This window comes from Hydrogenophaga pseudoflava (assembly GCF_004353865.1).
Classification (GTDB): Bacteria; Pseudomonadota; Gammaproteobacteria; order Burkholderiales; family Burkholderiaceae_C; genus Hydrogenophaga; species Hydrogenophaga pseudoflava.
This window is the reverse complement of sequence record NZ_CP037867.1, coordinates 3,730,457-3,756,718: the sequence shown is the minus strand read 5'-3', so window position 1 is coordinate 3,756,718 and position 26,262 is coordinate 3,730,457. Positions and strand designations below refer to the sequence as shown.

General features: G+C 63.2%; 19 protein-coding genes. All 19 read right to left on the bottom strand.

The window, feature by feature from the left end:
- Positions 1–48 precede the first annotated feature (48 nt).
- On the bottom strand, positions 49–1,188 hold the full coding sequence (locus HPF_RS18040; RefSeq protein WP_079365352.1) for an NAD(P)-dependent oxidoreductase: 1,140 nt from the start codon (positions 1,186–1,188) through the stop codon (positions 49–51).
- 31 nt (positions 1,189–1,219) lie between these two features.
- Positions 1,220–3,145 (bottom strand): polysaccharide biosynthesis protein, encoded by a 1,926-nt coding sequence (locus HPF_RS18035; protein WP_066158135.1) that lies wholly within the window; start codon positions 3,143–3,145, stop codon positions 1,220–1,222.
- Positions 3,146–3,167: 22 nt separating this feature from the next.
- Positions 3,168–3,728, bottom strand: a complete 561-nt coding sequence (locus HPF_RS18030) for a sugar transferase (protein ID WP_066254014.1) — start codon at positions 3,726–3,728, stop codon at positions 3,168–3,170.
- On the bottom strand, positions 3,725–4,666 hold the full coding sequence (locus tag HPF_RS18025; protein WP_133157412.1) for a UDP-glucose 4-epimerase family protein: 942 nt from the start codon (positions 4,664–4,666) through the stop codon (positions 3,725–3,727). Before HPF_RS18025 ends, HPF_RS18030 begins: the two co-directional genes overlap by 4 nt.
- Entirely contained in the window at positions 4,663–5,610 is a 948-nt protein-coding gene (locus HPF_RS18020; RefSeq protein ID WP_066158141.1) for a glycosyltransferase family 2 protein, read from the bottom strand. The genes HPF_RS18025 and HPF_RS18020 overlap by 4 nt, the downstream gene beginning before the upstream one ends.
- A gap of 49 nt (positions 5,611–5,659) precedes the next feature.
- The gene (locus HPF_RS18015; RefSeq protein ID WP_133157411.1) at positions 5,660–7,360 is read right to left on the bottom strand and encodes a glycosyltransferase family protein; all 1,701 of its coding nucleotides are present in this window, start codon (positions 7,358–7,360) and stop codon (positions 5,660–5,662) included.
- Positions 7,361–7,378: 18 nt separating this feature from the next.
- Positions 7,379–9,556: a glycosyltransferase gene (locus HPF_RS18010; RefSeq protein ID WP_243721613.1), complete on the bottom strand. Its 2,178-nt coding sequence runs from the start codon at positions 9,554–9,556 to the stop codon at positions 7,379–7,381.
- A gap of 10 nt (positions 9,557–9,566) precedes the next feature.
- A complete protein-coding gene (locus tag HPF_RS18005; RefSeq protein ID WP_165961739.1) occupies positions 9,567–11,576 on the bottom strand; it encodes a glycosyltransferase family 4 protein in 2,010 nt (669 codons plus the stop codon).
- A gap of 188 nt (positions 11,577–11,764) precedes the next feature.
- A complete protein-coding gene (locus HPF_RS18000) occupies positions 11,765–12,649 on the bottom strand; it encodes an NAD-dependent epimerase/dehydratase family protein (RefSeq protein WP_133157409.1) in 885 nt (294 codons plus the stop codon).
- On the bottom strand, positions 12,649–13,683 hold the full coding sequence (gene gmd, locus HPF_RS17995; protein WP_133157408.1) for a GDP-mannose 4,6-dehydratase: 1,035 nt from the start codon (positions 13,681–13,683) through the stop codon (positions 12,649–12,651). The genes HPF_RS18000 and gmd overlap by 1 nt, the downstream gene beginning before the upstream one ends.
- 48 nt (positions 13,684–13,731) lie before the next feature.
- Positions 13,732–15,462: a glycosyltransferase family 4 protein gene (locus tag HPF_RS17990; RefSeq protein WP_133157407.1), complete on the bottom strand. Its 1,731-nt coding sequence runs from the start codon at positions 15,460–15,462 to the stop codon at positions 13,732–13,734.
- A complete protein-coding gene (locus HPF_RS17985; protein ID WP_133157406.1) occupies positions 15,459–19,205 on the bottom strand; it encodes a glycosyltransferase in 3,747 nt (1,248 codons plus the stop codon). The genes HPF_RS17990 and HPF_RS17985 overlap by 4 nt, the downstream gene beginning before the upstream one ends.
- 10 nt (positions 19,206–19,215) lie before the next feature.
- Positions 19,216–20,511: an ABC transporter ATP-binding protein gene (locus HPF_RS17980; RefSeq protein WP_133157405.1), complete on the bottom strand. Its 1,296-nt coding sequence runs from the start codon at positions 20,509–20,511 to the stop codon at positions 19,216–19,218.
- Positions 20,512–20,528: 17 nt separating this feature from the next.
- Positions 20,529–21,320 (bottom strand): ABC transporter permease, encoded by a 792-nt coding sequence (locus HPF_RS17975; protein ID WP_133158159.1) that lies wholly within the window; start codon positions 21,318–21,320, stop codon positions 20,529–20,531.
- Positions 21,320–22,795 carry a mannose-1-phosphate guanylyltransferase/mannose-6-phosphate isomerase gene (locus tag HPF_RS17970; RefSeq protein WP_133157404.1) on the bottom strand — a complete coding sequence of 492 codons (1,476 nt, stop codon included), beginning with the start codon at positions 22,793–22,795 and terminating at the stop codon, positions 21,320–21,322. Before HPF_RS17970 ends, HPF_RS17975 begins: the two co-directional genes overlap by 1 nt.
- Positions 22,796–22,801: 6 nt before the next feature.
- On the bottom strand, positions 22,802–23,347 hold the full coding sequence (gene rfbC / locus HPF_RS17965; protein WP_133157403.1) for a dTDP-4-dehydrorhamnose 3,5-epimerase: 546 nt from the start codon (positions 23,345–23,347) through the stop codon (positions 22,802–22,804).
- Between the two features lie 3 nt (positions 23,348–23,350).
- Positions 23,351–24,232 carry a glucose-1-phosphate thymidylyltransferase RfbA gene (rfbA, locus tag HPF_RS17960; protein WP_133157402.1) on the bottom strand — a complete coding sequence of 294 codons (882 nt, stop codon included), beginning with the start codon at positions 24,230–24,232 and terminating at the stop codon, positions 23,351–23,353.
- Positions 24,229–25,131 (bottom strand): dTDP-4-dehydrorhamnose reductase, encoded by a 903-nt coding sequence (gene rfbD, locus HPF_RS17955; protein WP_079365332.1) that lies wholly within the window; start codon positions 25,129–25,131, stop codon positions 24,229–24,231. Before rfbD ends, rfbA begins: the two co-directional genes overlap by 4 nt.
- Positions 25,128–26,192: a dTDP-glucose 4,6-dehydratase gene (gene rfbB, locus HPF_RS17950; protein WP_066155466.1), complete on the bottom strand. Its 1,065-nt coding sequence runs from the start codon at positions 26,190–26,192 to the stop codon at positions 25,128–25,130. Before rfbB ends, rfbD begins: the two co-directional genes overlap by 4 nt.
- Between the last annotated feature and the right edge of the window lie 70 nt (positions 26,193–26,262).

Genomic DNA, 26,262 nt, shown 5'->3' with positions numbered 1-26,262 from the left:
GCCGAGGTGATCTGCATCCAGGCCTTAAGAGACCCGGATGCCCGGCGATCACGCGTACAGCTGGCGGGCGATGGTGTGCGCCAGGGAGTCGGGCAACTCGACATCGTCGAACATCAGCGTCTGCCCGGCACTCACCGCGCGGGTCAGTACCGCGTCCTGGATCATGCCGATGGGGACGTGGCCCTTGACGTCGGCGATGCGGGCGGCCTCGCCACGCACCTGAAACCCGCCGATAGCGCGGTCGATGCGCGTGCCCGCGGGCATGTCGTGTTTGGCGATGCCCACGATGGAGACCGTCGGGCTGCTGGAGTTGTTCAGCAGCACGCCACCGCCGTGGAGCACCCGTCGCACGGTCTTGATGATTTCGTACTGGCAGAGGTGGAACGGACGCACCAGCACGTAGTAGGGACCGTCGCCCAGTTTGAGGTAGTTCAGCGCCTTCCACTCGGACTTGTCGTGCGTGCCGACCACGAAGACACCCGCGTTGCCCGGTGCCAGCACGTAGTCCGAAATAGCTTGTCCCCGCTCGGCCGCCCCGCGTGCCAGTTCGATAGCCGCCTTGGTGACGTCGGTGGCCTTGGGGCCTTCCATGCCCTGGCGCGTGATCGTGCCGCCGAAGCCGTTGGCCACCAGGGCCTGTTCGATCTGGATCTTGGTGCCGTCGGTGAACGAGGTGGTCTGCTCGACGCTGATGCCCTGCTTGCCGGCCCAGTACGCCATTTCTTCGGGCGTCGGGTGGTGGTTCAGGAAGCCCTTCATGTTGCCGTACACGAGGGGCTTGAAGCCCATCATCACCGCCTCTTCGCGCAGGGCGGCGATCGAGCCGGGCTGGTCGCCTTCCGCCTCGGTGAGCAGACCCTTGTCGGCGAAGTAGGAGCCGGTGGTGACGTGGAACTCGGAGTTCATCGTGACGACCGGCTTGCCGGCCTTCAACGCGATGTCGATGATGCGTGTGGCGTGCAGCACGTCACCGCTGCATTCGACAATCAGGTCGGACTTGTCCAGGAGTTCCTGCTCCGAGTGCGTGAAGCGGTCGGTGCAGGGAAATCCTTCGACGCTGGCAGCAGGGCGCCGGGTGAGCACGGCGCTCAGGGTCAGGTCGGTGGCGTGGTTGTGCAGCAGCCTGGCAAAGCCGCTGGCAATGAAGCCGGTTCCAACCAGACCGATGCGTTTTTGGGGGCTGTTCATGGTGTGTGATGACAATGGTTTGTGAGGCCGCTCAGACGCTGTAGCGCAGGCGGCTGTCGGATTCCTGCCCCGGCTCTTGCGGCGCGTAGCCGGACACCAGCTCGGTAAGGAGTTCCTTGGTGCCTTCGACGTTCCGCTGTTCGAGCAAGGACTCCAGCTGCTGCAGTTTCTCCAGCAGGACAGGCCAGGCGACGAATTCTTCGTGGGCCTTCATGATGCGGGGATGGGAGGTCGGGCGCGGGTTGTTTCCGATCAGGAGTTCCTCGAACAGCTTCTCGCCCGGGCGCAGGCCAGTGATCTCGATCTCGATGTCGCCTTCGGGGTTGTTCTCGTCGCGCACGCAGAGGCCCGAGAGCTCGATCATCCGGGTGGCCAGGTCCATGATCTTGACGGGATCGCCCATATCCAGCACGAACACGTCGCCGCCCTTGGCCATGGCACCTGCCTGGATCACCAGCTGGGCGGCCTCGGGAATGGTCATGAAATAGCGCGTGATGTCCGGGTGGGTCAGCGTGATGGGACCTCCATCGCGGATCTGGCGCCGGAACTTGGGAACCACCGAGCCGGAGGAGCCTAGCACGTTGCCGAAACGCACCATCGAGAAACGCGTTTTCGGAGCTGTGGCGGCCAGCGCCTGCAGCGCCATTTCCGCCAGGCGCTTGGATGCGCCCATGATGTTGGTCGGGCGCACCGCCTTGTCGGTGCTGATGAGCACGAAGTCGCTCACGCCGTGCTCCGCCGCCGCCCTAGCGGCCGTGAGGGTGCCCAGCGTGTTGTTGCGGATGCCCTCGATCGGGTTGTGCTCCACCAGGGGCACGTGCTTGTAGGCAGCCGCGTGGTAAACAGTGTCGGGTTTCCAGTCGGCGAAGATCTCGTTGAGCCGCTGCGCGTCCCGCACCGAGGCCAGTACCGGCACCAGCAGGGTGGCGTTGTCTTCGATCTTCTCCTGCAGTTCCTGCTGGATTTCGTACAGTGCGAATTCGCTCTGTTCGATCAGCACCAGCGTGCTCGGATTGACCGAGAGGATCTGACGGCACAGCTCACTGCCGATGGAGCCGCCGGCCCCGGTCACCAGCACCACCTTGTCAGTGATGTTGCGTCCCAGCAGGATGTGGTTGGGCGCGACCGGTTCGCGACCGAGCAGATCGTCGATGTCCAGTTCGCGCAGATCGGACGTGCTGACCATGCCCTGCGCCAGTTCGCTGACCGCAGGCAGGGTGCGCACCTGAACGTGGGCCCGCAACATCTGCGCGATCATTTCGTTGCGCCGGTGGCGGCTGACCGAGGGGATGGCGAGCAGGACAGTGCTGACTTGCAGCGAGGTCACCAGGCCCGGCAGGTCGGCGGGGCTGTAGATCGACAGACCGTTGAGCACATGACCATGCAGCCGGTCGTCGTCGTCCAGAAACCCCACCACCCGCATCTCGTGGCTGTTGGTCATGGCCGCCGCCAGCTGGCGCCCGGCGTTGCCGGCGCCGTAAATCAGCACCCTGGGCAGAGCCACCATCCGCAACTGATTGCGGTAGAGACCTCCGAGCCAGAAACGTGCAAGCATGCGCGACGCGCCGACGGTCAGCAGCAGCAGCATCGGTTGGATCAGACCCACCGTTCGGGGCACGCCGTCCACACCGTAGGCGGTGAACACCGTGGCAAACAGCAGACCGTATACCGCTGTCGCTTTCAGGATGGTCTGCAGTGCGGAGAGACCGGTGTAGCGGAAAATGGCCCGGTAGAAACCATTGACCACAAAGATGGGCAGCGCGAGCAGCAGCGACACGCCAACGGCCCACATGGGTTGCCAGTAGCTGTCGCCCGACAGCTTGACCCACTCGCCCAGGCGCAGGTAGTACGACAGCCAGACTGTGAGAATGCACAGTGCAGCGTCCACCGACAGCACCACCACCCGCTTGGCAGGGCGGGGCATGGCCAGAATGGGCTGTGCGAATCGGTTCAGCATCGTGTGGGCGTCGAATCGTGTGTCAGTGGGTCACCCCGTCGCGGCGCAGCACGCGCCACGCCGTGAGGAAAATGATCTTCAGGTCCAGTCCCAGCGACCTCTTCTGCAGGTACTCGGCATCCAGCCGGACTTTCTCGGGAATCGGCAACTCGTCCCGACCGTGGATCTGGGCCCAGCCCGTCAAGCCGGGGACCAGCCGGTGAACACCGGCCTCGGTGCGCAAGGCGATCAGATCGTCCTGGTTGAACAGGGCGGGGCGAGGCCCCACCAGACTCATGTCGCCTTTCAGGATGCTCCAGAGCTGTGGAAGCTCGTCCAGACTGGTTTTTCGCAGAAAGGATCCCACTGGCGTCAGATACCGGTCGGGATCTGACAGCAGGTGGGTGGCCACGGCGGGCGTGTCCAGTCGCATGCTGCGAAATTTGGGCATCTTGAAAATGCGGTTGTCCCGGCCGATGCGATCACTCCAGTAGAGGGCGGGACCGGGTGAGGTCCAACGAACCACCAAGGCGATCAACCCGATGGGCAGCAGCAGGATGGCGGCCGCGCACAGCGCAAAGAACAGGTCGAAGGCGCGTTTCATGCCATCACATCCTGTACCGCGAGACGCAGGCCCTGCTCCACCGTCAACCGGGGCGTCCAGCCTAAGACCTGTCTAGTATGCCCGATGTCGACCTGCAGCGATCCGATCAGTCTGTCGATTTGAGGGCCCCGACCCAGCAATTTTCCCGCCATGCGCAACCAGGCAACAGGCACCGGCCACAGCCGTGCGGGCCGGCCCATCGCACGCGCAAGTGCGCGCACCAGGTCCGGCGTTGAAAGATCCTGACCGTCCGATGCCAGGAAGGTGTGTCCTGCGGCGGCCGGCTGTTCCACACAGCGGAGCAGCAGATCGGTCAGGTTGTCCAGCGCCAGAAGCGAGCGCCGGTTGTCTACAGCGCCCAGCGGAAGCGGCGTGCCGCGGGCCACCGCGTTCATGAGTTTGAGGAAGTTGGCCTTCACCCCGGGGCCGTAGACCAGGGGTGGCCGGACCACCACCAGTTCAAGGCCGGTTCTTCCGGCCACCTCGTGAAGGGCCTGTTCGGCCTCCCATTTCGACTGGCCGTAGGCATCTTCGGGGGCTGGCGCCATGCCAGACATGAACGGGTGACCCGGCACAGTGCGCTCTCCATGCACCTTGAGTGAACTCAGGAACACCAGCCGGCGAACGCCCGCAGCCGCCGCAGCGATGGCCAGGGACCGGCTGCCCTCCACATTGACCCGCCGGTAGGACTGCAACGGGTCAGGGTCGGTGTCCTGCACCATGTGTACCCGGGCGGCGCAATGGACCACGCAGTCGACCCCCTGCAGGCTCTGGCCCCAGTCGGTTCCTGGTCCCAGGTCTCCAACGGCCCAGGTGTCTTCTTCGCCGGACGCGGAGCGTGTGATGGCCCGGACAGAGAATCCGCAGGCCTTCAGGTGCTGGCAAAGGGCGCGCCCGACAAAACCGTGGGCGCCGGTGACGGCCACGATCACGGTCATTGCGGCCGGCGGTCCCGGTTCTCCAGCGTCAGCGAGCGGACCTCTTCCATCAGCTTGCGGTTGGCCGACAGCAGGTCGGCCACAAAAGCGATCAGGATGGTCTGGAAGCCGATGATCAGCAGCGAACTGGCCAGGATCAGGGACTGGATGTGGCCATCGTAGTCCATGGTCAGCCATTTGTAGAGGAACCGCAGGCCAATGATAAAGCCCAGCGTGAACAGGGCGATGCCTATGCTGGCGAAGAAGCGAAACGGACGGTAGATCACGAACACCCGGATGATCGTGACGATGCTGCGCTGGATGTAGGAGGCGATGCTCTTGACCAAGCGAGACGGGCGGAGATCGCCGTTGACGCGGATCGGCACCGAGGTGATGGCCATGTTTTTCTGGCCCGCCTGGATGATGGTTTCCAGGGTGTAGGTGTAGTCGGAGAACACCGTGAGCCTGCGTGCTGCGGACCGGCTCATGGCGCGGAAGCCGCTGGGCGCGTCGGGGATGCTGGTCTTGCTGGCCACCCGCACCACCCAGCTGCCCAGCTTCTGGAGGAGCTTTTTGATCGGGCTGAAGTGCTCGATAGCGGCGATGGGCCGTGCGCCGATCACGATGTCGGCCTTGCCTTCCAGGATCGGTCGGGTGAGCGCCGGGATGTCGTCGGCGTTGTACTGGTTGTCGGCGTCGGTGTTGACGATCACGTCGGCGCCGTGCTCCAGGCAGGCCTGCAGGCCGTTCATGAAGCCGCGTGCGAGACCCTGGTTGCGGGTGTGCCGCACCACGTGGTCGACGCCGTGGGCCAGGGCCACCTCGACCGTGTTGTCGGTGCAGCCGTCGTCGATGATGAGCCACTCGACCTTGTCGAAGCCGGGCACTTCGCGCGGCAGGGCTGCCAGGGCGATGCCCAGGGTGGCGGCTTCGTTGTAGCAGGGGATCTGGATGATGAGTTTCAAGAGGAACTCCGTGGAGGTTGACGACGTGTGTCGGTGTCGTGCCGGCAGGTCATTGCGGGCACAGGTCGTTCTTCAGTGGGCCCACGCTGCCGTCGCGGTACTCGGCCAGCAGCCGGACATCGCAGGGTGTCAGGGTGGTCGGCAAGTGTCGGGCGGTGAAGGCGAACCCGGTGTTCAGTGCTCGTTGCGTGCCCAGGGCGGCGGCGACATCGTCGCGTTTGATCAGCACCGGAACGGACGAAACAAACTCGTCTCCGGCCAGGATCCAGAGGCGCTGGGCCTGATCGCCCAGTTTGGTGTCATAGACCCAGCCTTTGGCCCGCAACTCCCCATTGGTCAGCGTGAGCGTTTCCACATTGCCTTCGGTGGTGAGGCGGCGGGGGAGGCGGACCGACATCGCTTCGAGCCCGTCGCGGTCGGCGTATCCGATGTTGCGGGGCAGTTCTTGCAGGGCCTGGTGCTGTTTGAGCAGCACCTGCGGAGCAGAGGCCCAGAACACCACAAGAGCACTGGCTGCAAAGAGTGTGGTGACCGTCTGTTTGAACCAGCCGGGCTGGCAGAGCACGAAGAACGGTAACCACAACACCGGCAGCAGGTACATGTAGTAGCGCGGCTGCAGACCCGAGAGCACGCCATTGACGAGGTAGGCGCGGTAGCCGAACACCACGTGGACAACGACGGTGCCCAAGGTGGCCAGGGCCATGGCATCGAACAGCCGGACGGCCATGCGGTTGGAGGTCAACAGGGGCGTGCTGAATCGAGCCACCAGCCAGCCCACGATGGGCAGGCAGGCCATCGTGTAGAACACCGGCTGCCAGCGGTCTCCGATGGGGGTGATGCTCAGGTGCGACATGATGCCGTGCAGCCGCCGCCACATCGAACCGACATATTCCCTGACATAACCGGCCAGATCGAGCGGTTCGGCGGGTGGCGTGCTGCCATAGAGCCTGCCGGGCGATGGGAAAACACCCCCGTGCTGGAGCAGGGTGTAGACGTAGTAGCCGCCCACAACAACGGAGAAGACAGCCAGGTGGGGCCAGTAGCTGCGGACCAGCACCACCGGATGGATGCGCCGGAAATTGCGCATTCCCCAGGCGCCGAGGAGCAGGATCATGAAGACGATGCCTGTGGCCTTGGTGAGGAACACAATCAACAGGCCGACCAGCAGCACGACCGGCGCCAAGGCATCTGGCCCATTGCGGGCGGGATTGGCCATGCGCGCCAGTCCGTAGAAGCCCATGGTCATGCCCAGGTACAGCAGGGTGTCGTTGGAGACACTGCCGGCGATGTACGAGAACATGGGGACGCTGGCGCATGCAAACAGCAGCAGCGAGGTGGTGGTCTGCGTCAGGCGCAGCTCCCGGGCCATCAGCACCACGAAGGCCAGTCCCAGTCCCACGAAACCGACACCGATCAGCCGGAAGATCAGGTAGTCCGCTTTCGGGTTCAGCGAGAACAGCTTGCCAACCACGCCCAGCGCGCTGTAGTACAGCGGTGGATGGCCCAGGTAGTTGGTCTGGGTGAACCCCATGATCTTGCCGTCGCTGTAGTTCGGCAGTGCCTGCGGCGAGCGGATGCTGTCGTTGATGTAGGACAGGTGGGGCATCTCGTCCGGCGGATAGCTCAGCGGCGAATGGCTGGCCATGACCACGCCTTGCAGGATCACGAACACGAGCATGAACAAAGCCAGCGGCATGCCCGCCCAGGTGTTCAGACCTTGGCGGAGGCTGCGGTGGATGCGTTGGAACATGCGCGGGTGCCCCTGAGGTCAGACCGGCTCGCCGTGGCGAACGCGGGGAGGCCAGGCGAGACCGAAGTCCTCGTGATCCAGCGAGAGATAAGGGCTGTAGGCCGGGTCGCGGGCCATCATGACGGGCCAGCGCTTCCACATGTAGTCCACTTCCTTCTGGAATCGGGCTTTCTTCTCCGGGGTGTCTTCGTAGCCCCGGGTGGCCGACTCGTGGTGGAAAAGCAGGGCGTGCGGCGTGAACAGGTTGCGCAGGCCCATTTCGGCGAACCGCAGGCAGAGGTCCACGTCGTTGCAGGCGACCTTGAGGTTGACCTCGTCGAACCCGCCGACCTGGTCGAAGTGCTGTTTCTGCACCGCCATGCAGGCGCCGGTGACGGCGCTGAAGTTGCTTGCCAGCGATGCACGGCCGACGTAGCCGTGCGCGTACAGGGAGAAACCCTTGTGGGCATGCCCGGCCCAGCCGCCGATGCCCAGCACGACACCGGCGTGCTGGATGGTGGTATTCGGATACAGCAGCTTGGCACCCACGGCGCCGATGCCCGGACGGCAGGCCTGGCTCACCAGTTCCTCCAGCCAGTCGTGCGAGATCACCTCAATGTCGTTGTTGAGGAAGCACAGCACGTCCCCGGTGGCCTGTGAGGCGCCCAGGTTGTTGATGGCCGAGTAGCTGAACGGAGAATCGTCGCGGATGACCCGGAAGTTGGGCGTCTGGGCCTGTTCGGCAAAGTACGCCAGCGCCTCGGGGTCGTCTGAGCCGTTGTCCATCAGCAGGATTTCGTAGTTCTTGTAGGTGGACTTTTCCCGGATGCTCTCCACGCAGGTCCTGACGAGGTCCACCGCGTTGCGGGTCGGGATGATGATGCTGACCTTGGGCGCCGGCTTGGGCAGTCGGTGGCGCGCGCGGTACCCGTGGCCGATGAACTGCGCCCGGGCGTTGATGCCCATCCGCTTGTAATGGTCGTTGAGCGCCCGCTCGCCGGCGAGCATGGCGTAGGGCTTGATGTTCAGGTCGGCCGTGGCGGTGCTGCCGGCATGGGCACGCCAGTGGTACAGGATGAACGGCACATGGACGATCTGTTCGGCCTTCACCTTCTCGATCACCCGCAGGACGAGGTCGTAGTCCTGTGCGCCTGCGTAGGCGTCCCGCAGGCCGCCCACCTCGCGCATGAGATCGCCGCGATAGAAGGCCAGGTGAGTGACCAGGTTGTGCGAATAGAACAGGTCCGGGTTCCAGTCGGTCTTGAAGTAAGGGTCGTACCGCTTGCCGTTCTCGTCGAGCTTGTCTTCGTCCGAATACAGCATCCGCGCGTCGGGATGGCGGGCGATGGCCTTGACCATGTACAGCAGGGCGTGCGCTGGCAGCACATCGTCGTGGTCCAGAAAGGTGATCCAGCCGCCGGACGCCAGGGCCAGTGCGCTGTTGGTGGCCGCCGAGATGTGCCCGTTGGTGTCACGGAAGGTGACCTTGATGCGTGGGTCTTTGGCCACCCACTGTTCCAGGAAGGGGCGGACCTCGGGGTCGGTCGACGCATCGTCGGCGATGCACAGCTCCCAGCGCGGATACAGCTGCTCCCTGACGGATCTGATGGCCTGTCCCAGCCAGTCGAGGTTGGCGTTGTAGGTCGGCATGACGACCGACACGAGCGGGCCTTCGGTCATCGAGGCCGCCTCCTGCCTGAGTTGCTCCACCGTCGCGGAGTCCAGGGTGTCGTACCGCCGCACCCACTCCTTGTAGTCGCGGACGTCCATTGTCTTGGGCGCGTGGTCCGCCACTTCTGCTGCCACCACAGTGGCATCGGCTGCGTGCGAGTGCAGTGCTTGCCTGAAAGCCAGGCCCATTCCTTTGCCCGCTGCCAGCGCTTCCTGGAACACTCGAACCGAGTACTTCACGTCCTGTGCCATGACACTCAGGCGCCTTAGAGGAGCGGTGACTCGCCAGCTGGTGGACTGGTAGAGGTTGTCGATGTGGTCTGCGTGCACCTTGGCTGCTTCTTCGTGCGCCAGCACGCGTTGGGTCAGCGTCATGACCTGGTGCTGTGCGGACACCAACTGCAGGTTGCGGTCGGTGTAATCCTGCAGCAGGTCCACGAGCTGCTGCTCGCGGTCCTTGAGTTCTTCGGCAAGCCTGGTGCACTCGTCTTCCAGCGACAGCAGTTTGGAAGACTCGGTCATGGTGGACGTGTCGTGTTCGGACATTGTGGTTTCTTCAGATCAGATGGGCTTGGCGCAGCTCGCGCAATCGAAGGCGGTAGGCCTCTGCCACCGCGCGCGAGGAGTAGTGCTGGCGGATATTGTCCTGTGCCTTCTGCACCAGGCGAGCTGCCTCCTGCCTGTGCTCGACCAGCCGCTGCATCTGCTCGGCGGCCTGGGTGACGTCCGGATCGCACCAGTACTGCCCTTGGTGAAAGATGTAGTCCTTGGAGGTGAGCGCCACCAGCGGCCCCTGAACCAGGTAGCTGGTCTCCGGGGTGCAGAAGTCGGCGTTGCCCGAGAACGCCGTGGTGACCGTGGGTATTCCCAGGAGCATCGATTCGGCAATGATGCGGCCGAAGCCTTCAGATCGGTGCAGGGACACGTAGGCGTTGCAGGACGACATAAGCTGCACGAGTTCGACACGCTGCATGGTCCGGTCAATCACGGACACTCGCGGGTCGCCACCGATTTCCTGCTCGATGGCCTGCCAAGCCTCCGAACCTCTGTCGAGTGTGATGGCCTTGATCACCAGTCCGACTCCCTGGTCGGTCCGGAAGGCTTTCTTGAATGCTTGCACCGCTGCCAGAGGGTTCTTCCTGGACAGCCACGAGTTCCCGTCGAACATGACCAGGAAAAGAAAGCGGTGGTTGGGCAGGCCAAACAACGAGCGGTTCGGCGCAGGGCTGTCGGGCAGTTCGACGGCCAGGGGCATCTTGCGGACTGGTTTGTCCGTCCTGTTTGCGAACGCTTGCCGGACGAAATCGCTGTACACCCACAGCTCGTCCACCGAGTCGATCACCCCCGCCAGGTGGTCCGGCCAGACCGGCAGTTCCCAGTGCCAGCCACCGATGTTGTAGGTGCCAGAGTCCAGCAGCGTGCGGCCGCCCTCCATCCCCAGCCGGATGGTCTCGGTGGGTGGTAGGCAGTACAGGGAGACCGGCCACTGAGGTCGCTCGACGATGTGGTCGTCAAGGGAAAAATCCGCCTTCTGCGGGCCAGGCATCGGGGCATCGATCACGGCGAACGGGATACCGGCAAGGCGGGCAGACTGGGCTGCCATGCGAACGTCCTCTGCGATACCGATCACACTGCGCGCATACCCGACGATGTTCATTCCCGGTTGCTCGTCCAGCGGGTTATGGAACAACGATTCCAGAGGGCCGTACTCGCGGACCCCGTGAGCAGCCCACCACGCCAGCAGGGCATCGCACCCCGTCGGCTGGCTGAGATCGAACGCCTGTCGAAGGTCGGCTCGCGACGAGAAGACACGGAAAGGCACGTAGGGCAGAGGCTTGGCGCAGCGGCCATTTTCGGGCGCGCAGGCATCGAACGAGGTGGCCACCTGATGGAGGTGTTGCCTCAGGTCAGTCAGCCACATCAAAGACCAGGAGGGGACGCCAAACTCCGCACAACCACTGCGCAGCCACCACGCCAGACCGTTGAACCAGTTGTCTTCAGTGAGGGGCGCGAAGCGGGATTTGTCCAGGTCGCTGCGTCCATCCACGATCAGGGACAGAAAGCGTGGCCAGGGCAGACGGCCCTGCACATGCCAGTCGAGTGCATTCAGGTCACTGGCCAGACTCCATCGGACGCGCAAGTGTTCGAGGTGTCCGAAGTGGAACCACCAACGAAGGAACCCGATGCGGCCCTCGTCGGAGCGGATGTCATGAGAAGCCTGCAGATCCGGGCGGTCGTTCCAGATCAGTTGCAGTGGAAGCGGCAGCGCCTCTTTGAACGCGGCTGTGTCAATGTCTGCATGGCGGCTGTATGCCTCGAATCCCGGCATCAGGTCGAGCTGGGTGGGCCAGTTTCCCTGAAGAGCGCTGGACAGCCCGGTGCCGCCGTCTGCAAGAAACCGGGAGACGTCGTATTCACCCAGGTGAGTCATGTCCCCTGTGGTCAGGCGCCACTCCAGCTCCGGGTATTCGCGGTGAAGCCTGCTTTCCCAAAAGGCATAGAGGGCTATGCGGTCTGTCAGGCGGGCGAGATCCAGATGCCGCAGGTCAGGGCGGATCGCCGCCATGGCCTGGAGTCCCGCAGGCACGCTCAAGTGCCGGTCAGTTTGGTCCGAGGGAGCCCGTGCTGACCACGCGGTATGAGAAGACACTGGGGGATCCTGTAAGGGGCGCATAGACATGACCACACCAACCAGCGGCCAACCCGCAATTATAGGTTGCGCACCTGTGCGAGCCTGTAAGCCGGCTCCAGGCTTCAGAGTGGCGCAGGCCGAGCTTGGGTGGCGTGTGCCTGGATCATGGCGGACAGGCACTCGGTGAGTGGGTAGACCGGCAACGGGCCGATGCACCCGATCAGCTTGTCGGGAGCGCCGCACAGGCGGTGCACCTCGCTCGCGCGTACGAAGGCCGGGTTGACCCGGACTGCGATGTCATGACCGGTGAGGTGCTTGAGCGTGTCAAGCACCTGCTGCAGACTGAACACAGTGCCCGTGCACACGTTGTAGATCTGTCCCGACTCACCGTGGTCAAGCAACCGGAGGTAGGCTTCGCAGACCATGCGCACGTCGTTGAACTCCCTCTCTACGTGAAGGTTGCCCAGTTCAATGACCGGCGCGCGGCGCGCGAAATGATCAACCAGCTTGGGGACAAGGAATGACGTGGCTTGTCCGGGGCCGGTGTAGTTGAAGGGACGGGTGATGACGATGGGGAGGCGGTCGGCATACGCCTGCGCCATCTGCTCCATGGCCAGCTTGCTCGCGGCGTAGTGGTTCACAGGTGCGGTTGGCTGGTTTTCGGAGATGGGCGACTGGAGGCAGTTGCCGTAGACGTTGGCGCTGCTCGCAAGGAGCAGCTTCCGCGGGCGAGCCGAGGCCGGCAGTGCATCGAATGCCTTGAGCAGGTTCGTCGTGCCCACGGTATTGACCCCGTAAAAGGCCGATTCGTCGGCATGCCCAACAAAGCTGATGGCGGCCAGGTGCACAAGCGCATCACAGGGGTCGGTGCATTCGATGGCGCGCTTCACTGCAGAAGCGTCGGTCAGGTCGACGGGACAGTCGACGACCTCGTGTCCGTGCTGTTTCGCCAGTTGACCGAAATGCAGCCCCGTGAATCCGGACGCACCTGTCAGCAGAATGCGCATCAGAACGACATCCCGGTCCGGTTGCGGCGCAGATCCGCCTCCACCATCATCTGGCAGAGTTGCTCCAGTGTGGTTGTGGGAGCCCAGCCCAGCGTGGCCTTCGCATGCGCAGGATCGCCGATCAGCAGCTCCACTTCGGCTGGGCGGTAGAACCTGGGGTTGACGCGCATCACGGTCTTGCCGGTCGCTGCATCCACCGCCGTTTCACCCTCGGCCTGCCCGTGGAAATCCACCTCGATCCCGGCACCCTTGAAGGCCATGCGCACGAAGTCGCGCACGGTTTCCGTGCGGTTGGTGGCCAGAACGAAGGTGTCGGGCTGGTCCGCTTGCAGCATGCGCCACATGCCCTCGACATACTCTTTGGCATAGCCCCAGTCGCGCTTGGCGTCCAGATTGCCCAGTTCCACGCAGTCAAGCTGTCCGAGCTTGATCTTGGCCACTGCATCGGTGATCTTGCGGGTGACGAATTCGCGGCCGCGAAGCGGGCTTTCGTGGTTGAACAGGATGCCGCTGCTGCCGAAGATGTCGTAGCTCTCGCGGTAGTTGATGGTCATCCAGTGCGCATAGAGCTTGGCCACACCGTAGGGGCTGCGCGGGTAGAACGGCGTGCTTTCGGTCTGCGGAATCGTCTGCACCTTGCCGAACATTTCGGAGGTGCTGGCCTGGTAGAAGCGGATCTTTCGGTTGATGAGGCGGATCGCTTCGAGCAGGTTGACGGCTCCGAGGCCGGTGATCTGGGCCGTTGTGGTGGGCTGGTCGAAGCTCACGCCGACGAAGCTCTGCGCAGCGAGGTTGTAGATCTCGTCGGGTTGGACCTTTTGCACCAGCGCGATGCTGGCGCCCAAGTCGGTCAGGTCGTACTCGACCAGGTGCAGGTTGGGGTGGTTCTGGATGCCCAGTTCCTCGATGCGCCAGAAGTTGACGGAACTTGTGCGGCGGTAGGTGCCGTGCACGGCGTAACCCTTGCCGAGCAGCAGTTCGGCGAGGTAGGCACCGTCTTGCCCTGTGATGCCGGTGATGATTGCTTTTTTCATGCGTTTCTCCATTCTGCAAGCTGTAAGCGGTGTGGCCAGAGACGGGGACTACCCGGCAAGGTGTTCGAGGCGATCGAGTTCGGCGCGATAGGCTTCCACCAGACGGTCTGAGCAGAAGTAGTCAGTCACCTCATGGCGCGCCTGTTCGGTTCGCGACCGGACATCCTTTGGCCGGTCCACCGCCTCGCGAAGGCGCTGAGCCAGCGAGGCCACGTCCGGGTTCCCCCAGACGAACCCTCGGGGGTAGGGGAAATAGTCGTCCGGCAGCTCGACGCGGTCGTAGCGCACCGGCAGCGCCGTATCGTCCCTAATCAGGCTGCCCAGTCCGCTGAATGTGGTACTGATGACCGGAATGCCGGCGCCCATGGCTTCCACCACGGTCAAGCCCAGGCCCTCGGACCGGTGCGGGGAGACGTAGGCGGCGGCCGACGCGATCAGTTGGTGCAGTTCCTGGTCCGAAAGGAGGTGGTCGACGATGTGGATGCGATCGTCGTCGGCTGCGGCTTCGTAGACCCGCTGGACTTCCGGATTGGTTTTGTCCGGATAGGTGATCTTGAGCGTCAGCCGAACCTCAGGCGTCGCGGCTTGGCGGGGAAACGCCATCTGGAACGCGTCGAGCAGTGCCCCCGGGTTCTTCCGCTCCAGAATGCTGTTGGCGTCGAAGCAATAGAGGATATTGTGGGGGCCCTCGACCGGACGGACCTCCTCCATGTCGGCGAGGTAGGCAAGATAAGGCGGCAGCAGGGTGACCCGTTTGGAAGTCGAACGCCGGAGCGTCTCCGCAATGAACGGCGTGGGCGCCCAGAACTCGTCAAAGTATTTCATCGACACTTGCCACTCGGGCCGCAGAGTGGGCAGTTCCCAGTACCAGACCGCGATGTTGTAGGCGCCACAAAAAAGAGTCTCACCGCCGTGTTCCAGCATCAACGGCAGGGTGTCGCCGTTCATGTGAAACACGTTGACGGCTGCATCCTTGACCCAGGGCGGCAGCTGAAGCTGGTCGGCACCAAGGCTGGTTTGCCGGGGAAACTCCAACTGCCGTGCAAGGGTTCCCAGCAGAGGAGCTCCAGCCCTTCGCAAGCCTTCTAGGTAGCCGCGCGCGCTCACACCCAACCCCGAGACCTTGTCCAGCGGTCCGATCACATTGATGCCGCTGGAGATATCCAACCGCTCGGAAGGTCGGGCGCGTTGTTTCTCAGGCAGGCTCACTTTCTGCTCGTTCGACAAGCGGATGCGGTGGTGCAGCACCAGACCGGCGGGTTTGCCCAGGTGCAGGAAGTGGGTGAGCGGCCGGTCCACCCAGGTCCGCAGTTCTGGATTCGAGTCGAAATAACGCCTCGGGCTGAACGTCGTGGGCACGTCAACACCCAAGTCCTCGCCGAACACCGCGTAGTGATAGAGCGAGCACACCGCGTCCAGGGCGCCGGGTTCGAAGTGTTGCCGGTAGGTGCTGGGGTTGAAGTAGGCGTTCGGCCAGCGCCCTTCACGGTCTCCGTATTCGACATAGTGCAGCAGCGGATCGGCCCCGCTGTTGGCGATGTCGGGGTAGGTGCTGCGGTAGTGCTGGGCGTCGAAGAGCCCGAGGAGCAGTAGCGTGAGCGCCTGTTGTTGGACGGTGGCATGATCCAGAGGGCCGCCCATCACGGCGTTCCAGTCCCATCCCTGCCGTTCGGCCGTCTGGCGCGCTTCGTCTTCAAGCCGATCCAGGACCGACTCGTACGTGGCCCGATCGTAGGGATCGGGCAGGTCGGTCTGAGGATCCTGTTGCGTGGAATTCATGCTGCCTGCTCGCTCTTTTGCTCGGCGCTGATCACCCGCAATTGCGTTCCGCAATAGGGGTCCCGTTCCACGACGTCGTGCCAGCGGGCGAGGAACTCCTTGCGCTCGGCGCTGCGGTCGTGCTTGCGCTTGAAGCTCGAATTGTGAAAGTGGAACAGCTGAGCGTGGGGTGTGAACACCACCCGGTAGCCCGCCTGGATGCAGCGCAGGCAGAAGTCGATGTCGTTGTAGTCCACCCGGAAGAACTCGTCGAACCCACCCATCTGGTCGAACAGCTCCTTGCGGTAGGCCATCACCGCACCGGTGACCGCGCCATAGTTCCTGATCACCGAGGCATAGCCGCCGTATTCGAGCTGATCCGACGCGCTGTTCATGAAAACGTGCCCAGCCGAGCCATTCAGGCCGGTGGAGATGCCGGCGTGCTGGATGCGGTGGTCCGGGAATAGGAGCTTGCCGCCGACCACGGCAATCTCCGGCCGCAGCGCATGACCGACCAGCGCTTCGATCCAGTCCGGCGCGATGACCTCCAAGTCGTCGTTGAGCAGCAGCACCACGCCCGAGGAGACCAGCGAGGTGGCGAAGTTGGACTTGTTGGCGAACGAGAACTCGCCGTTTCTGGGGTAGCTAACCGAGCGGTGGCCGTGGTCGGCCAGAAGCTTCTGGAGGTCGTCGGGAACATGGCCGTCGTCCACCACGATGATCTTGTAGCCCTTGAACGTCGACTTCTCCAGAATCGACTTCACGAAATTCGTGGCCAGCACGATGTTGCCCCGCCCCGCAACCTGGCGCTCCTGCATGTTGGTCAGGATCAGCAGTGTGACTTCGGTGTCCTTCGGAATCGGCCAGCGCACCTCCAGGGAGCCGGGGGAGTGGTGTGCGACCACTTCGACCGCGGGGTCTTGGCCCGACAGGTGGGCTTGGAGCACTTGGCGAGCGGCTTCGAGGTCCTTCGCCTCGAAGAAACCGCCTGCGGGCCACTCCGCCTCGCGACGACGCACATACAGCACTTCATCGATATGGCCAATTGAGCGGGCCCTCGCAGCGAGCTTCAGACTCAGCGCGTATTCGCGCGCCGCACCCGGATCGCCAGCGTCCATGCCCAGGTTCAGCAGCAGCGACTTGCGGACCGCCAGAAAGCGACCCATGAGGTTGACCGAGTGGTGATGTTCGGGTGACCAGTCGGGCTTGTAGAAGGCCGAGCTTATCGAGCCGTCGGGCAGCAGCGAGGCCTCGTCGGTGTAAAGCAGATCACATGGCGGCAGCGCGCTGCACCGCTTGCTGATGTGCTTGACCAGATCGTCGTCGACCACATCGCCGGGGCTTAGCAGCCCAATGTATTCGGTGGTCGATTGCCAACTGGCGACGATCAGGTTCAGAACCTCGTCCGGGGTTCCGCCGGTGATTCGCCGGATACGCCAGTCGATGTCCAGCCATCCTTCCACCAACGACTGCCGGTCATCGGGTGCGCACAGCAAGAGCTCCCAGGCGGGATCCGTCTGCCGCAACACCGACTGAATGCTCCGCTCCAAAGCCGCCGTGTCATCGTTGGAGACCGTGATCACGAATGCCACCGACGAGGCACTGCGTCTCGTTTGTGACAAGGCGGTAACCGGCTCGAGCGCTTCGTTCTGCTGCACCTCGTGGAGCGGACGAACGAAGCGATCCAGATCTCTGGGGCGTGCCAGGTGCGCCAGTCTGGGGTCTGCCAACAGTTCGCTGGCCCGGGGCACTGCAGTCCTGCGGAAAGCACCCCGAGCGACCTCTGGCGCTGCCGATGCCGGCGAAACGCTGTTCTGCGGCGCAGTGCCGGCGGTCTCCGACGCCGGTGCATCGGCCACTGTTGGAACGCCGCGCAGACGCGTCACCAGTTGCTGGTGCAGGCCGGGCGCGTAGCGTGAGAGCAGGCTTCCTACACGGCGCCGCAGGGCGAGCGCAAAGCGATTGGTGACGAGTCGCCGCGGACTGAAGGCTTCCAGGCGACCCAGACGCTCCACGGCGTTGGAGAACGTGGCGCTGACCTGGTCTCGCCAAGCGGCGTTGGTTTGGACCTCGACCTCGATGTTCTTCAACCGCCTCTCCAGGGACGCCGTCCCTTCGTTTGCCAAGGGCAACGCAGCATGGGGCCTTGCGATGTTCTGTTCGATGTGGCTAGTGGCCGCTTCTGCCCGTTGGCGCACGTCGTCGAGTTGTCGCTGCAGATTGTCGATCCGGTTCTCGGCCTGCAGTAGCCGGGCCTCAGAATGTTCGAGCAGGTTTTCGGCGCGAAAGAGGCGGTTTGAGCTGTCGCGCAGCCTGTGCTCATGCGCATCCACGATGTCAGCGAAATGTTGCAAATGCGTCAGTACATCCTCAATGGCCATGGCCCAGACATCAGCGCCCTTGATCGGCTGGTGCGGCAAAGAGGGCTCCGCAGTGCTGTCCATCAAGGCGCGCAGACCGCGGAAGGACCAGTCCTGGCGCGGCAACTCCCAGAGCGACTGGAATGCAGTCTTCAGCGGTTCCTCGAGTCTGGCAGGGCTGAGAAAAACGCGTTGGGCAGGCTTGGCGCCCGCTGTCTTTCCACTAAGCAGGTCTTGAGCAAACTGCAGAAACGCAAGGAAAATGTCAGATGGCCTGCCACAGTCTTGGGGGGTGGGCGAAATCGAGCCGTAGTCGATGAGTCGCACCGTTCCATCGTCCGATCTCAGCACATTCCAAGTGCGGACGTCTGCGTGGTACAGACCGGCTGATTCCAGAATCACTAGTTGGTCCAGCACCGCCTTCAGCGCTGCATGGCGGTCGAAGTCCAGCTTGTGCTGTTCGAGTTCCAGCAGAGTCCGTCCGGGCAGGCGATCCATCACCGTCCAGGCGGCGGTGGCTGTGCCGCCGCTCGCCAGCAAGCGAGGAGCCTTGAATCCGGGCGGCGCCGACTTCAGAAAGTGCACCTCCTGGGCTTGCTCGGTCTGGTTGAGAACCCGTTGTTCTTGGTCTAGCCGGTAGTACTTCACCAACTGGTGTTCCGCGAAGTAATAACGTCGGCTGGCTTGCGAGGACGGTGCTGCAAACGCGTGGGCGTGCGAAGTCCAGTGCGAGAACGGGATCACCGTTTCATCGACGATGGAATACCGGTCGCTGGTGACGTACAACGGCCGGCTGATGTGGGACAGGTGCGTGGGGATTTTTCCGAGCAGGTGCACAAATCCGATCTGGTTCACCAACTCGAAGGGGTCTTCCGGTTGGGCCGGCCCCCAGTACAGCGGCTCTTCACGCAGTGCAAGCTCAAAAATCTGTGCGCCCGTCGCTTCGGCCAAGCGCTTGAGCAGGCGTTTCACGCTGTCCGCGCCGCTGGCATAGGCCACATGGTGGAAGACGCTCAGTCCTAGCACCAGATCGTAGCGGCCTGGCGTGAGTTGTTCGATGAAGTCCTCGACCCGACCCACCTGGAACGACAGCTTCCACGATGGGTGTTCTGCTGCAAGCGCCTCGCAAACCGCGATGTTCTTGTCGAGAAAGTCAACTCCATGGACCGTGGCGCCAAGTTGTGCCAGATTCAGACAGAAGAATCCCTGTGAACACCCGAGATCCAGCACCGACAACGGCCGGCCCAGGTGGTCTTCAAGGGACTTGTAGACCACCGCAATCTTTTGCAGACGGTCTTCGCACGGTCGGGATGTCTGTGTGGACAGCTCGGGGTGATCAAAAATCGGCTGGTAGATCTCCGGTAGCTGGGCAACGAGGTTTCGAATCATCTGGTGGATCGCCAAACAGGGCGGATCAGGCGTTGAGCTGTTGATAGGTTGCGCGCAGGTCTGCAATGCCCCAGAACTGGACGTCGCGCCCCACGTGGATGAGCACTGAGTCGTACCGGCGATCCAGCGGAACAAGATCCTGCCTGGGGTCGCCCGACGAAATCCCGAACGACACCAGATAGTGCCCTTCGTTCAGCGCCATGGGCATGGAGAAGCGGTACGTCTGGACACTGCCGGCCTGGGCCGAATGGTGCGCGGTGCCTCGAGACGACAGGTAGGAGTTCGTACCGTACAGAAAAATGCCTTCCAGCGTCTTGAGCAGAAAACCGGGCACCACCTGGTCGAAGTCGCTGTCGAAGCGGACGGTGAAGTAGAACTCCGTCTGGGTGTTGCTTTCGATGCGGGACGGATACGACGCATCCGGGGTTGACACCAAAAAATCGATGATCGATGCGCCACCGTGGCCCCACCGGTGCTCGGACGGGTGGTAACCGGGCCGGGAGTGGAACACGTCGTCGTGTTGACTGAGGCCATGGGCCGCGGCGCTATCGGTCGGAATTGATGCTTCGGCATCTGCGGGGGCTTCATCGGGCTTTCCGAACAGCTCGTCCAGATAGCGATTGGTGACTTCTCGAGATGAGCTGTCCATGGCGACGCGGCCTCCCTTGAGCAGGATGGCGCGGTCGCAGTGCTTGACCACGTCGCCAGGACTGTGGGAGACCAGCAGCAGGGTGGTTCCGTTCTGCCTGAAGTTGTTGATGCGTTGAAAGCACTTGGCCTGGAAGTAGGCGTCCCCGACCGAAAGGGCCTCGTCAACGATCAGGATGTCGGGCTTCTTCATGGTCGCCACGCTGAAGGCCAGTCGGACCTGCATGCCGCTGGAGTACACCCGCACAGGCTGATCGATGTAGTCGCCAATCTCTGCAAACGCCTCGATCTCCGGCATCAGCTCGGCGATCTCTCCGGCTTGGTACCCCAGCAACTGACCAGCCATGAAGACGTTCTGCCGCCCAGTGAAATCCGGGTGGAAGCCCATGCCCAGTTCCAGAAGCGCGGCCATCCTTCCGTTGATCGATATGGAACCGGTCGTGGGTTGAGTGGTCCCGGTGATCATCTTCAGCAGGGTGCTCTTGCCGGCGCCATTGACGCCCAGTACACCAACCGACTCGCCTTGTCCGATGGAGACATTGATGTCCTGCAGAACCCATTTGAGGGTGTGGCGGCGTTTGTGGAACGGGCTGAGCCACTCTGCCAGACGTGCCCAGCGGCTTGAATAAAACTTGTACGCCTTCCCGACGCCCGAAACAGTGATGGAACCCATGTCAGTCTGGTTCTTGATTAGAGTTCGTCGACCATTTCACCGGCGTGGCGGCGAAACTGCCAGAGCCCGTACAGACAAAACAGCGCCGCGAGCACCGCGACGGGCAGCAAGCTGGCCCAGTCGGGCATTTCGCCGCGCAGCAGAATCTGCTGATACCCGTGCACCAGCCGCGCCATCGGGTTGTAGGACATCAGTGACTGCACGTTCTCCGGAAGAATGCCCACCGGATACACGATGGGGGTGAACCAGAACCAGAAGGAGAGAAACAGCGTGAAGAACTGCCCCACATCGCGGAAGAACACGTTGAGCACCCCAAGGCTGATGCCCATGCCAATGGCGAACGCTACCTGAAGCACCAGCAGCGGCAGCATGGCCGGCAGCGCCGCGGCATGCAGGTTGCCGGTGGCCATCAGGAAGATAAGGAACAAGCCGAACAGGATGCCGAAATTGACCAGGGAATTGGCAACCACCACCACGGGCAGGCACAGTCTCGGAAAACTCAGCTTCTTGAGCAGGTTGGCGTGTTCGATGAACATGCCAGTGGCCCGGTTGGTGATCTCCGCAAACAGGCCCCAGGTGAGGATCCCCGCACACAGATAGATGCTGAAGGAAAACGGATCCTGAGTCCCCGGAAGTCTTGCACGCATGAGGTTGGAGAAGATCACGGTGTAGACCAGGATCATCGACAGCGGATTGATGATGTTCCAGGCTGCGCCCAGCAAGGAGTTGCGGTATTTGGTCTGAAACTCCCGCTTGACGTTGCCCAGGATGAAGCCGCGGTAGGCCCACAAGGCTCGAATGGCGCCCATCACACCCGCCCGTAGGTGTCCGACAGTCGAACGATGTCGTCTTCGCCCAGATAGTCCCCGCATTGCACTTCGATCAGCACCAGTTCATCGTGACCCGTGTTGGTCAGTCGGTGCTTCTCCTGCAGCGGGATGTGGCGGTATTCGCCGGGTCGGGTCGGGTATTCGACATCGCCGATCTGGACAAGGCCACGACCGCGCACCACCACCCAGTGCTCGGCGCGCTGATGGTGGTACTGAAGGCTAAGGCTCTGTCCTGGTCGGACGGTGATGCGTTTGACCTTGTAGCCCTCTTCTTCCTTGAGGGTCGCGTAGGTTCCCCAAGGGCGGTGCACCTCTGGGGGTAGCACGGTGCTCTGGTACTGCGGGCTGTTGGCGTGACGTTCCTTGAGCGCATCGACCACACGTTTGACGTTTTGCGCTTCCTGCTTGCTCGTGACCAGAAGGGCGTCGGGCGTGTCGACCACCACCAGATCCTTGACCCCCACGGTGGCGACCACCTTGTGCCCATGGCTGTCGATGTGCACGTGCGTTCCCGTCGTGTTCACCGCCACCCAGTCGATGTGCTCGGCCGCACCCAGGGTGTTGCCACTGGCGTCAGGGGTGTGGGCTTGGGCCACTGCGGGCCACGCTCCCACATCGCTCCAGCCAAAGCGGGCTGGCACCAGCATCACGTTCTTGGCGCGTTCCATGACGGCGTAGTCGATGCTGATGTCGGGTTGTTTGCCGAAGGAGTGCGTCTCGAAGCGTGTCACTAGCGGCGTCGCTGCGCCATCCGGCAGCGACATCGGTTTGGTCTGCGCGTACTCCATTGCTTGTTGCGCAGCCGACAGCACATCGGGCGCGAGCTGCTCCAGCGCTGTCAGCAAGGTGCCTGCAGTGAAGCAGAACATGCCGCTGTTCCAGTAGTATCGACCAGTGGCTAGGTACTCTTGGGCGGTGGCCAGGTCGGGCTTCTCCACAAATTGCAGCACTGTCTGCGTCTGGCGCCCGACCTTCGCCACTTCGATGTAGCCAAAGCCGGTTTCAGGTCCGGTGGGCTGGATGCCGAATACCATCAGGTGGCCGTCCAGCGCATGACGCGCTGCTTCCAGCGCGTTGGCCACGAAGGACTCCGTGTCTGGAATCAGGTGGTCGGCTGGAAGTACCAGCATCACCGCATCGTCGCCGTGCTGTTGCCGGCAGGCCAGGGCGGCGAGAGCGATCGCTGGGGCCGTGTTCCGGCCCTTGGGTTCCAGCAGGTAGTGCGGAGCGGGAGGGTCTGCCATCTCGGCCAACAGACCCTGGGTCAGGAACAGGTGATCCTGGTTGGTCACCACGATCAGGTGGTCGGTGCCGCACGCCTGCCCCCTGCTGATGGCCTGTTCCAGCAGGGTTCGACCGCCCAGCTTCATGAAAGGCTTGGGGTAGGCCTGGCGCGATGCCGGCCACAGGCGGGTACCTGCACCGCCGGATAGAACAACGGAAACGAGTTTCATGGACACTTAATTGAACACGTCGGCGTGCTTGAGCAGCTTGGCTGCCTGGTCTTTTGCCGACAGGGTCGGGACCTGAATGTTTCCCCAGTCAATGCCCACGTCCGGGTCGTTCCAGAGGATGCTGCGCTCGTGGGCGGGGGCGTAGTAGTCGGTCGTCTTGTAGAGGAACTCGGCGGTCTCGCTGAGTACGACGAAGCCGTGCGCAAAGCCCTCGGGCACCCACAGCTGGTGCTTGTTCTCAGCCGTCAGGTGCGCGCCCACCCATTTCCCGAAGGTGGGCGATGAGCGGCGGATGTCGACCGCGACATCGAACACCTCGCCCTGGACCACTCGCACCAGCTTGCCCTGGGCCTGCTGGACCTGGTAGTGCAGCCCGCGCAGCACGCCCTTTGTTGATTTGGAGTGGTTGTCCTGCACGAAGCGCACGGGGCGCCCCACCGCTTCTTCAAAGCGGGCGTGGTTGAAGCTCTCGAAGAAGAAGCCGCGCTCATCGCCGAACACCTTGGGCTCGAACAGGATGACCTCGGGGATGGACTGTGGGGTCGCTTTCATGGCTCAGCGCAGCTCGTCTTTGATGATCTGTTGCAGGTACTGGCCGTAGCCGTTCTTGGCCAGCGGCTTGATCAGGCGCTGCACCTGCTCGACGTCGATCCACTTGCTGCGGTAGGCGATCTCCTCCGGGCAGGCCACCTTCAGGCCCTGGCGCTTTTCCAGGGTGGCGATGAACTGGCCGGCTTCCAGCAGGCTGTCGTGGGTGCCGGTGTCCAGCCAGGCGTAGCCGCGACCCATCACCTCCACCTGCAGCGAGCCGGCCTCCAGGTACAGGCGGTTGAGGTCGGTGATCTCCAGCTCGCCGCGGGCAGAAGGCTTGAGGTTCTTGGCCAGCTCCACCACCTGGTTGTCGTAGAAGTACAGGCCGGTGACCGCGTAGTTACTCTTGGGCTTGGTCGGTTTTTCTTCCAGGCTGAGCACCTTGCCCGAGGGGTCGAACTCGGCCACGCCGTAGCGCTCTGGGTCGTGCACGTGGTAGGCGAAGACGGTGGCGCCGTCCGGGCGCCGCGTGGCGTTGCCCAGCAGGGCCGCGAAGTCGTGGCCGTAGAAGATGTTGTCGCCCAGCACCAGAGACGAAGGATCGTTGCCGATGAACTGCTCGCCGATGATGAAGGCCTGCGCCAGGCCGTCGGGGCTGGGCTGCACGGCGTACTGCAGGTTCAGGCCCCACTGGCTGCCATCGCCCAGCAGGTCGGTGAAGCGAGGGGTGTCCTGCGGGGTGGAGATGACCAGGATGTCGCGGATGCCGGCGAGCATGAGGGTGCTCAGCGGGTAGTAGATCATCGGCTTGTCGTACACGGGCATGAGCTGCTTGCTCACTGCCTGCGTCACGGGGTACAGGCGCGTGCCGGAACCGCCGGCCAGGATGATGCCTTTTCTGTTCATGGCGTTCTCAGGATCTGTTGCAGGATGTGGCCCAGGCCTTCCTGCCAGTGCGGCAGTTCAAAGCCAAAGGTGGAGCGAAACAGGGTGGTGTCCAAGCGCGAATTCGTCGGGCGTCGGGCTGCCGTGGGGTACTGGTCGGAGCCGATGGGGTGTACTTCGTTGGGAGTGACGCGCAGGGCGTGTCCCGTGCGCAGTGCGTACCCGATCACGAAGCGGGCGTAGTCGCACCAGCTGGTTTCCCCTCCGGCCGTTGCGTGGTAGAGGCCGTAGGGGAAAGGCTCCGTGCCCGTACGTTGCAGCTGGCGCACCAGATGCGCGGTCACATCGGCGATCAGCGCGGCAGAGGTGGGTGCACCGAATTGGTCGCTGACCACGCGCAACTCGTCGCGCTCGGCCGCCAGGCGGAGCATGGTTTTGGCGAAGTTGTTTCCGTGAGCTCCGACCACCCAGCTGGTGCGCAGCACGATGTGCCGCGGAGTGCTGCGCATCAAGGCCAGCTCGCCATCGCGCTTGCTGCGCCCATAGGCCCCCAGAGGGGCGGTCGGATCCGTTTCCACGTATGGCGTGGCCTTGTGGCCGTCAAAAACGTAGTCGGTGGAGTAGTGGATGACTGCGGCGCCCAGACGCGCGGCTTCCTCACCCATGACGCCGGGGGCGATGGCATTGACCGCGGTGGCGAGTTGCCCGCCGGCTTCATCTTCGGCACGATCCACCGCGGTGTACGCGGCAGGATTGACGATGAGGTCCGGGCACGAGGCCCTGATCAGGGCTCGCAGCGCCTGTTCGTCGGCCAGGTCGCAGTCGCTTGAATCCACTGCATGAACGGTGCCCAGTGGCGCCAGGGCTCTCTGCAACTCAAACCCGACCTGGCCGTTCTTGCCGGTCAGGAGAATCTTCATGCAAGCGCTCCGTACTGCTGGCCGATCCAGTTCCGGTAGTCGCCGCTTTGCACGTGCGCCACCCAGTCGGGATGGTCCAGGTACCACTGCACGGTCTTGCGGATGCCGGTGTCGAAGGTTTCGGCAGGCTTCCAGCCCAGTTCGCGGTGAATCTTGGTTGCGTCGATGGCGTAGCGGCGGTCGTGGCCCGGCCGGTCCTTCACGTAGGTGATCTGCGTGGCATAGGACTGGCCGTCGGCACGGGGGCGCAGATCGTCCAGCAACGCGCAGACCGTCTTGACGATCTCGATGTTCGGCTTTTCGTTCCAGCCGCCCACGTTGTAGGTTTCACCAGTCGCTCCGGCTTCGAGCACGCGGCGGATCGCACTGCAGTGGTCCTTGACGAACAACCAGTCGCGCACCTGCATGCCGTCGCCGTAGACCGGCAGTGGCTTGCCGGCCAGGGCGTTGACGATCATCAGCGGGATCAGCTTCTCGGGGAAGTGGTAGGGACCGTAATTGTTCGAACAGTTGGTGGTCAGCACCGGCAGACCGTAGGTGTGGTGGTAGGCGCGCACCAGGTGGTCGCTGGCCGCCTTGGAGGCCGAGTAGGGGCTGTTGGGCGTGTAGGGTGTGGTCTCGGTGAACGGAGCATCGTTCGGGCCGAGCGTGCCGTAGACCTCGTCGGTCGAGACGTGCAGGAACCGGAAAGCAGCCCTGGCTTCACCTTCAAGAGAACCCCAATACGCACGCACAGACTCCAGCAGGTGGAAGGTGCCGACGACGTTGGTCTGGATGAAGTCCTCCGGTCCGTGAATGGATCGGTCGACGTGGCTTTCTGCAGCGAAGTTCACCACTGCCCTGGGCTTGTGTTCGGCCAGCAGGCGGTCAACAAGGGAGCGATCGCCGATGTCACCCTGAACGAAGATGTGTCCGGGGTTGCCCTGCAGGCTGGCCAGGTTCTCGGGGTTGCCGGCATAGGTCAGCTTGTCCAGATTCACGACGGGTTCCTGGGACTGTGCGACCCAGTCGAGCACGAAGTTCGCGCCAATAAAGCCTGCGGCGCCGGTAACCAGAATCATCTTTTCTCCTGCTTGGTGTGTCGGGCGAGATCGTGGAAGTCCGTCACCCACCCATCGGGATGGAGCGGCT